The organism is Caballeronia arationis (assembly GCF_001544975.2).
In the GTDB taxonomy this organism is placed as follows: Bacteria; Pseudomonadota; Gammaproteobacteria; order Burkholderiales; family Burkholderiaceae; genus Caballeronia; species Caballeronia arationis.
Map to the genome: position 1 here is coordinate 1 of NZ_FCOG02000496.1, position 1,008 is coordinate 1,008.

At 62.9% G+C, this 1,008-nt stretch carries 1 protein-coding gene; it reads right to left on the bottom strand.

Annotated features, from left to right (window positions below; genetic code table 11):
- Window positions 1-1,007, bottom strand: a 1,007-nt coding sequence (locus tag AWB81_RS43450; protein ID WP_062644768.1) for a beta-keto acid cleavage family enzyme, incomplete at its 3' end; no start/stop codon positions are given.
- Window position 1,008 lies beyond the last annotated feature (1 nt).

Here is a 1,008-nt window from a genome sequence, read left to right on the forward strand (position 1 = left end):
GCCATGCCCATCTGCGCGAGCGTCTCGTCGGCATCCTTGTACTGCACGCCGATCTTGTAGATCTCGCGCGCTTCCTTGCCGCTCGCAATCTCGCGTCCCAGTTCGCGGGCGACGCGCACGCACTGCTCGATCTGCTGCACCGAGGTCATGCGGTTGCCGTGCTGGTCGATGATCGTGTCCTCGATGCCGCAGCGCGGATGCAGGCCCATCGACATCGCCATCATGTTGAACGGCAGCACGTTCTTCAAAAGCGACTCCGCGGTCAGCGTGCAGCCGTCCGGCGCACGGTGCACGAAGTTGAAGAAGTTGAACGGGTTCGGGCCGTCGAAGCCGCCGCCGATGCCGATCCACGTCAGGTTCAGCGGACCCGTGTACACGCCCTTGCGCACGAGGCGTTCGAGCGTCTCCAGCGCATGGATGCCGGTCAGCTGGAAGTGGGGCTGGATATTCGACGCCTGCAGTCGCCTGAGGTGCTCCTCCACCCACGCCGGCCCTGCCGGCACGGTCATTTCGCTATACGCGGCATGAATCGCCGAATGCGCGAGCGAGGTGCCTTCCAGATACTCCGGATACAGCAACTCCATGATGTTCATCTGCGTGGTGTTGATCGCGACCGTCACCTGGTCGGGTTTCGGATCGAGATCGGCGAGCATGTGGCGGGTGTCGTCGGAGAGCCACTTCGCTGCCTGACCGTCGTCTTCCGGTGCGAACGAGATCGAGCCGCCGACCTGGATGATCATGTCCGGCACCGCCGCACGCACGCCCGCAATCAGTTCGTTGAACTTCGACAGGCGCTTGGAACCCTTGCCATCCAGTTCACGCACATGCAGGTGCAGCACAGTGGCGCCCGCGTTATAGCAGTCGACCGCCTTCTGGACCTGTTCTTCCATCGTCACCGGAATGTCTTCCGGGAAGTCGGCGGGCATCCATTCGGGGCCGTACGGCGCGACCGTGATGACCACTTTGTCCTGGTTCTCGGGGTGCAGGGAATCGTCGAGGAATTGCATG